Raw genomic sequence first — 7,386 nt, forward strand, 5'->3', positions numbered from 1 at the left:
TGGGAGGCGGGCGCGCGGGGATCACTTCTTGGCGAGGAGGCCTTTGCCGGCGTATGCCTTGCCGCCGTGGGCGCGGGGGCCCAGGACGCGCTGGCCATAGCCGTTCTCAGGGTCGCGGCCGCGCTTGAGGGCGCGCTGCACGGCGATCTCGCCGCGGTTGTAGGCGATCACGCCCAGGCGCACGTCGCCGAACATCTCGATCATCGTGCGGAGGTTGCGGAAGCCGAGGCGCATGTTGGTGCGCGGCTCCATCACTTGAGACACCGTGCGGACCTTGGGGTCGATGTCGCGCGCCGTGCCCAGCATGAGCTGGCAGAGGCCCAGCCCGCCGCCCCGGCCCACCGCCTTGGGGTCGAAGACGCTCTCCACGCGGATGATGCGGAAGCCCAGCTCCGGGTCGATGCCCTCGCCCTCGGCGGCCTCGTAGATGGAGCGCGCCATGGTGCCGGTGATGTGGTAGCGGTCCGCCAAGTCCGAGATGGCGATCTCGCGCGCGGACACGCCCTCGTGCGCCTCGATGGCGCGCTTGAGGTAAGGCGTCTCCAGCAGGTCCGGCGTTTTTGGGAGTGCGATGCGCGTCTCGGGCAGCGTATCCGGGTCGCCGCGGCGCGGCCCGAACGAGTCGGGCATGCTGGAGGTGGAGAGCGCCAGCGCGATCCCCGCGATGATGATCGCCGGGAAGGCGAGCAGGATCCACTTGGGGAACGGCGTGCCGGGCGTCAGGCCGCGCCCGGCACGCGGTGCGTCGGTCACGTGTGCCTTCCGGGTGGGTGGTCCGGCGGGCGCGATCGGCGCCCAGCCCCGCCCCTGGCGGCAAGTTCGGGGCCGGTTGCGTGCCCCGCATCGCATCGCGCGCGAGCAGGGCGGGGAAGGCCGCCCCCGGATTGGCATCCTCCGGGCTGGCGGCGGCCGCGCATCTCCCGCCCGGAGAACGCCTGTCGAGCTAGTCCAGCGGCGTTTCGAAGCGATTCACCGTCTTCATCCACCGTTTTCGCTGCACGGCGGTCGCGAGAAGAGCACGCGCGGCGGAGGAGCATACGCGGGGACGAAACCAGGATGTGGCGGCTTACGTAAGCTGCTGCACCCGCCCCGCCGGTTCCTTCCGGCCCCACCGGGCGATTCCACAACACTCCATCTCCAGGTGCAACATGAACAAGACCCGCGCTGTCATGCTCGCCGCCGCCGCGCTCGCCGCCCTGCCCATGTCGTCGCGCGCGCAGGCGTACGCCGTGGACCGGGGAAGCTACATCCTGCAGGGCTCGGCGGGCTGGTCTTCGAGCCGTTTCACGACGGAGATCGCGGGGGCCACGGTCCACCAGCGCAGCACGGACGTGGTGCTCACGCCGGCGGTTCAGTACTTCGTGCGGCCCGGGCTGGCGCTCGGCGGCCAGGTGAACGTGCTGCACTCCGCCAGCGGGGGCAACTCCAGCACGGCATACGGCATCGGCCCCAAGGCCACGTACTACTTCGGTCGCGGCGAGCGGACGTACTATCCGTACATCTCCGCCGGCGCGACGTACGTGCGGGAGACGTTCTCGCACGCCAACGCGGTGGGCGGCGACGGCTCGGCCGGCGCGGTGTTCATGCTCACCCGCAGCGTGGCGCTGGACGGGTCGCTGTACTACCGCCACCTGCAGAACAACGGCGACGACGTGAAGCAGCGGATCAACAACTTCGGCCTCGGCATCGGCGTGACGGCGTTCGCGTTCTGATCCGAGCGCAGCCGGTCCTCATCTCCCGAACGGATGTCGTAGCCGGTAGATGGGGATTGCGAAGCGGTAGATGACGAGCGGGCGGGGCATCCGATGCCTCGCCCGCTCCGCTTTCGGTCGATGGAGGACGATGCGCGGCGATGCGCCCACGATCACGTTCAATCTCGTGGCTCCAGCTCCAGCGCTTCGGCGAGCAGCTCGTACGAGCGCAGCCGGGAGACGAAGTCGTGGGTGACAGTGACGATCATCAGCTCGTCCACGTCGTAGTGCGCGGCGGTGCGGAGGAGCTCGTCGCGCACCTCGGCGGGGTCGCCGGCGATGGTGCGCGCGCCGTTCTCGCCCATGCGGCGCGGCTCACGGGTGCCGCCCAGCTCGGCCAGCGCCTCGGGCACGGAGGGGATGCCGCGGTCACGGCCCTTGGCGATGCGGCGCCGCCATAGCTCCATGCTGGCCGCCAGCTCCACGGCGCGCCCGCTCGTCTCTGCGCAGACGACGGAGAGGGCGACGGAGCCGGCCGGCGTGGCGAGCGCGGCGGACGGGCGAAAGCGCTTGCGGTACGCGCGCATGAGCGGCGCGCCGTCTTCTCCGCTGATGAACTGCGCGAACGAGTAGCCGGTGCCCAGCTCCGCCGCGTGCCCCGCGCCCGCGCCGCCGGAGCCGAGGATCCACACCTGCGGCACGTCCTTCCCGCGCGGCGTGGCGCGCACGCGGGCGAACGGATGCGCCGCGTCCAGCGTCTCGCCTAGCCAGCCCACCATGTCCTCCACCTGCCGCGGAAACCACTCCATGGGCAGGCCGCCGCGTCCGTACTGGAGCGCCTGCACGGTGCGTGCGTCGCCGCCGGGCGCGCGACCCACGCCCAGGTCGATGCGGCCGGGGAAGAGCGTCTGGAGCATGCGGAACTGCTCCGCCACCTTGTAGGGCGAGTAGTGCGAGAGCAGCACGCCGCCGGAGCCCACGCGCATCTCCCGCGTGGCGGCGGCGACCATGGGGATCAGCACCTCGGGCGCGGAGCCGGCGAAGCTGTTGGTGCTGTGGTGCTCGGCCAGCCAGTAGCGCGAGTAGCCCAGCCGCTCGGCCGCGCGCGCCAGCTCCAGCGTCTCGCGCACCGCGTCGGCGCCGGTGCCGCCGGTGCCCACCGGCGACTGGTCCACTACGCCCAACTTCAGCTTCGGCATCGGATGTTCCCGTAGATGTGGTCCTGCCCCTTGCGTTTCCGCGCGCGATGCGACAGTGTCGCAGGCGCCGGGCGCGTTGCCAAGGGCGGGGGAGATGCGCATCTCCCGAATCTCCCCAACGCCTTGCGGTCCAGCCGGACCCGTCGGTTCGATCCTCGTCGGCGTCCTCCTATCGGCTTTTACCCACGGCTTCTCCGCACGATGAATTCCTCGCCGCCCGACTCGGCCCCGGTCACGTTCCAAGCGTTCCTCGCTCCTCCCGCGCCCGCCGGGCCCAGGACTGCATCCACCGGGGTGCGCGTGCTTGCCGGCGGGCTGGGAGGCCTGCTCCTGCTGGGGATGGTCGTGGTCACGTTCGGGGGTGGGCTCGTTCCCCTGCTGGGGATCGGGGTCGCGGCCTGGGTGGCGAGCGCGCGCGGCCGGCGTACCGGCCTGCTGGGAAGCTGGATCGGCGCGACGGCTTCCTCGACGGCCGTGATTCTGGCGTCGATCCTCGTCGTCATGCAGCAGATGCCCGGTCACCCAGTGGATGCGATGCAGAGGGCCACGGACAGCTCGTACCAGGCGCGTCAGGCCGCCCGCCGCGAGAACCGCTCCCCGAAGACTGTCGAAGAGGTCCTTCGTGGCGACTCGGCGAGTGCCGCGCGAGTGCACACTGTGGTCGGCTCCAAGCCGTTCATGTGGTGGACGTTGGCAATGGGCTGTGCGATCGCCAGCACCTTCATCGGAGTGCTGGCCGCCACGCCGGTCTGGGGCGCGCTGGTGCTCTTCCTCTACGGCGTTCGCGGAACGATGCCGTTCACCCCGAAGCTGGACGCGGGCTGAGCTCGACGCGGGATAAAGGCACGGGATGAAGACGCCGCGCATCGGCCGGGGAGCATCGGCTGGTGACCTGGCGACGGAAACGATGACGGAGGATGTGCCGGTGTGGCGCATCCTCCGTCTTTCATCTACCGGCACCTTCGAGAGATGCGGCCCGGCGCGCATCCGCCGGGCCGCCGTGGGTCAGAGAGCGCCGCCCATCCGCAGGTACACGCGCGTGCCGCCACCGCCACCGCCGATGCCGCGGGCGACGTCGATGCGGACGAGGTTGTCCAGGAACGCGAGGCCCACGCCGGCACCGGTGAGCGGGTGCGACTTCCACACGTCCGCGCGGTCGCCCGCCCACCCCGCGTCGCCGAAAAGCGAGAGCCGGGCGAGGGGCACGCCGCGCGTCAGCTCGCCGCGGGCGAGCCACAGGCTGGTGCCGCGCATGGCCGCGGCGTCGTGGCCGCGGACCGTGCCCGCGCCGCCGATCTGCCAGACGCGCTGCGCGGGCACGTCGCCGAACGCCGTCCCGGCGCTGACGCCGACGGCCAGGCCCACGCCGCCGCCCACCAGCCGGTCCGCGCCAAGGCGCAGGAGCGGCCGGCCGAAGCTGCGGTCGCCCGTCTCGCCGTGCAGCTCCAGCTCGGCGTGCGTGCGGAGGCGTGCGGGATCGTCGCCGCGGGCGCCGCGGAGGTGCAGGGTGGCGCCGGCCTGGTCGATCCGATCCGCCGCCAGGTTGGGGCGCACGTCGAACCCGTCGTCGAACGCGCCCCGCAGGCTGGCGTTGGAGCGGGCGCGCACCGGCGACTGCCGCTCGGCGAAGAGGCGCACGTCCCACAGCTGGCGGCGTGCCGCGGCGGGGGCGAGGCGCACCTCGGCGCCGGTGCCGCGGAAGTAGTCGTTGTCGTCGCGCCCCAGCAGCAGCGCGCTCGCGGAGGTGCCGAGCGAGAAGGGCTGCGACGCCGGGTCTACCGCCTGGAGGCCGCGGTACGCCGCGACTTCCATCCGCCGCGCCGCGTTTGCATACGCGCCGGAGAGGCGCGCTCCCACCTCACCCGTGGTGCCTGCGCGCAGCTCCGCCGCCAGCGCCGCGGGGCCGAAGGAGAGCCCGGCACGGGCGCCCAGCGAGAAGCCTTCCACGCGGTTGAAGCGCACCAGGTCCGGCGTGAGCACCTGCAGGGTGGGGCGGCCCATGCCCCACGGCACGCTGGGGATGCTGCCCAGGCGCTCGGTCAGGCTGCGCAGCTCCTCGCCGCCCACGATGCCCTCGCCGTCGTCGTAGATGCCGCCCTCGAACGCGGGCCCGGCCACCAGGTCGGCGTGCTCGTCGCGCGTTACGACGAAGACGCGGTCGCACTTCTCCGCGGGAGGCCGCGCGCCCGCCTTGTCGCCCCGCCGCGCGCGCATGATGCTGTCGCGGCGTGCGTAGCGGCGGGTCGTGTCGCCGTGCTCCATGCGCTCCAGGGCCTCGTTCCACCCCGCGTTCCAGGCGGAGTCGCCCTGCGTGTCCGTGCCGATGCTGATGCTGCCGAAGAAGCGCGGGCGGCACGGCCGAGGCGCCGAGCCCGCCGCGGCGACCTTGCGCAGCGCGGCGGCGGCGGTGGTCGTGGTGTCGCCTTCCACCGTGTAGCCCTCGTAGCCGCGCTCGTACTCGATGGGGAAGCGCGTGCCCGCGAAGCGCGCCACGCCGCGGGCGGCGATGGTGCGCGGCAGCCACCAGCGCAGTCCGATCAGCCCGTAGTCGAGCACCACGTAGTCCAGCTCGGCGCCCGCCTCGGGAGAGAGGACGGAGAGGCCGGAGACGCGGCTGGAGTAGCCGCGGCTCAGGCGGAACGCGGCGCGCACCACGGCGTGCGTGTCGGAGTCGATCCAGAACGAACCGTTGATGAGGTGCGGATCCGGCCGGCGGGCGGCGATGCGAAGCTCCACCGTTCGCACCGTGCGGCCGCCGGGGAGGCGGATGGCAATGCTGTCGCCGGTGGAGAAGCGGTAGTACGCCTCGCTCCCCGGCGCGAGCGGGTGCTGGAGCACGGTGGAGTCCACGCGGAGCAGCATCACCGAGTCCACCGGGTCGAACGCGAGCGCGGGGACGGAGCCGGCGATGTCGGGAGATGCGCGCTTGACCGCGGCGCTCACCGGCGGCGCGACCTCGCGTGCGCCCAGCACCTGCACGCGCACCGTGTCGCGGCTCCAGTCGATGTGCGACGCCGTCTCGCGCCGGAAGAGGAGCCGCTCGGCGCCCGCGACGGCCAGGCGCGCGGAGAGCCGTTCACGTGCCGTGACGTGGTACGCGGTGATGCGGTTGTCCACCACCGCACGGCGGGCGCGGGCGAGGCGGACCAGCTCGCCGGCGCGGGCGTCTCGGTACGAGTCGGCGGGAACCGCCGTCTGTGCGGCGGCGGGTGCGGCGCACAGCAGCAGCGCGAGGGCAGGGAAGAGACGCATGGCCGGGAAGGGCGGGAGAGATCGGGACGGGAGAGGTTGCGCGCCGTCGTACGGCCGCCCGCCGCGCGAAGTTCCACATCCGCGCAGCCCAAACCGCCGCGCATCTTCCCAATCCGGACGTGCCCGGCCGTCCGTACCGCCGCGGAGGTGAGGCAACGTGAAGCGGGGCCGCTCCTTGTGCCGGAGCGGCCCCGCATCTTCATCCCTACCCGGCCTGCCTGCCGTCTGCCGTTACGGGCAGATGTGGCCGCAGCTTCCGGCCGAGCAGTCGAGGATCGGCTTGGTGACCACGAACTGCGCGTGAAGGAAGGTGTCCTGCTCCTCGACCGTCTGGAAAGCGTCGACCGTCAGCTCCTCGACGTTCAGCTTGAGCTTGTTCATGGGTCCGCTCCGGATGAGAGGTTTGCCGGCGCGAAGCTCGCCCCGGCTGTGCAACCTTACGGCGCAATGCGTACGATTGCCGTCATATTATATCCATGTAATCGGATGTCGTCAACGCCTGTTGGCCGATAGGGCGCGTCGGGCGTCGCTGTAGCGTCTATCTGCGTTGCTCTCGCCACCTTCCCGATGCACGCCGACAACGGGCGCTCTCCCTCTCCACAGCTTCGCGTCCGATGGCTCCGGCTCGGCCGATGAGCTGCCGGACGAGCGCGACGCAGACCGGGAGATGCGAAGCGCTAGCAGGGGATGCGCTCCGCTCGACTCGGGACGGGTAAGGCGCGCAGGATGTTCGGTTGACGGGTCCGGCGGTGGTATCTACGTTGCGCCGTCGCCCCCAGTCTCCCGTTCCGGAAGGTCCGTTGCGCCGTCTCGCCGCTGTCGCCGCAGTCCTGCTAGCCTGCGCCTGCGCGGCGCCCCGGCCGTCTCCCGCACCCGTCGCCGTTCCGCCGCCCGCCGACACCGCCGCTGTCCGTCCCCAGCCGGGCGCCGAGCACGGATCGCACTGGGTGGAGCGCACGCTGGCGTCGATGTCGCTGCGCGAGAAGGCGGGGCAGATGATGATGGCGTGGACCGGCGGCGAGTACGTGGCCGACGATTCGCCCAAGATGGCGCGGCTGCTGGAGCTGGTGCGCACCGACGGTGTGGGCGGCATCATCATCTCCATCGGCTCGCCGTACAGCTACGCGGCCAAGCTGAACGCCCTCCAGCGCAACGCCCGCGTGCCGCTGCTGGTGGCGACGGACATGGAGAGCGGGCCGGGGATGCGGCTCAACGCTGGCTACACCATCCCGGGGATGCTGCCA

7 protein-coding genes are annotated in these 7,386 nt (G+C 72.0%); 3 read left to right on the forward strand and 4 right to left on the reverse strand.

Annotation, left to right across the window (positions count from 1 at the left end):
- Window positions 1–21: 21 nt before the first annotated feature.
- Window positions 22–753 (reverse strand): transglycosylase SLT domain-containing protein, encoded by a 732-nt coding sequence (locus tag VFE05_20045; GenBank protein ID HET6232377.1) that lies wholly within the window; start codon window positions 751–753, stop codon window positions 22–24.
- A gap of 395 nt (window positions 754–1,148) precedes the next feature.
- Here VFE05_20045 and VFE05_20050 point away from each other — a divergent pair, with 395 nt between their 5' ends.
- Complete coding sequence (locus tag VFE05_20050; GenBank protein HET6232378.1) at window positions 1,149–1,712, forward strand: outer membrane beta-barrel protein; 564 nt, start codon at window positions 1,149–1,151, stop codon at window positions 1,710–1,712.
- Window positions 1,713–1,870: 158 nt separating this feature from the next.
- Here the strand turns inward: VFE05_20050 and VFE05_20055 are convergent, their stop codons facing one another.
- Window positions 1,871–2,890 carry an LLM class flavin-dependent oxidoreductase gene (locus VFE05_20055; GenBank protein HET6232379.1) on the reverse strand — a complete coding sequence of 340 codons (1,020 nt, stop codon included), beginning with the start codon at window positions 2,888–2,890 and terminating at the stop codon, window positions 1,871–1,873.
- 294 nt (window positions 2,891–3,184) lie between these two features.
- On the opposite strand from VFE05_20055, the gene VFE05_20060 reads away from it, so the two are divergent.
- Window positions 3,185–3,715 (forward strand): hypothetical protein, encoded by a 531-nt coding sequence (locus tag VFE05_20060; GenBank protein ID HET6232380.1) that lies wholly within the window; start codon window positions 3,185–3,187, stop codon window positions 3,713–3,715.
- Between the two features lie 180 nt (window positions 3,716–3,895).
- Here the strand turns inward: VFE05_20060 and VFE05_20065 are convergent, their stop codons facing one another.
- Both VFE05_20065 and VFE05_20070 read right to left on the reverse strand, forming a co-directional pair.
- On the reverse strand, window positions 3,896–6,142 hold the full coding sequence (locus tag VFE05_20065; GenBank protein ID HET6232381.1) for a hypothetical protein: 2,247 nt from the start codon (window positions 6,140–6,142) through the stop codon (window positions 3,896–3,898).
- A gap of 231 nt (window positions 6,143–6,373) precedes the next feature.
- The gene (locus VFE05_20070) at window positions 6,374–6,523 is read right to left on the reverse strand and encodes a hypothetical protein (GenBank protein ID HET6232382.1); all 150 of its coding nucleotides are present in this window, start codon (window positions 6,521–6,523) and stop codon (window positions 6,374–6,376) included.
- 566 nt (window positions 6,524–7,089) lie between these two features.
- Here VFE05_20070 and VFE05_20075 point away from each other — a divergent pair.
- The coding region (locus tag VFE05_20075; protein ID HET6232383.1) for a hypothetical protein at window positions 7,090–7,386 on the forward strand (297 nt) is incomplete at its 3' end.

The sequence above is a fragment of the Longimicrobiaceae bacterium genome (assembly GCA_035696245.1).
In the GTDB taxonomy this organism is placed as follows: domain Bacteria; phylum Gemmatimonadota; class Gemmatimonadetes; order Longimicrobiales; family Longimicrobiaceae; genus DASRQW01.

Bases quoted from the DNA above. Each gene is read 5' to 3' on its own strand.
- VFE05_20065 (HET6232381.1), bottom strand. From the start codon at position 6,142: ATGCGTCTCTTCCCTGCCCTCGCGCTGCTGCTGTGCGCCGCACCCGCC.
- VFE05_20050 (HET6232378.1), top strand. From the start codon at position 1,149: ATGAACAAGACCCGCGCTGTCATGCTCGCCGCCGCCGCGCTCGCCGCC.
- VFE05_20070 (HET6232382.1), bottom strand. From the start codon at position 6,523: ATGAACAAGCTCAAGCTGAACGTCGAGGAGCTGACGGTCGACGCTTTC.
- VFE05_20055 (HET6232379.1), bottom strand. From the start codon at position 2,890: ATGCCGAAGCTGAAGTTGGGCGTAGTGGACCAGTCGCCGGTGGGCACC.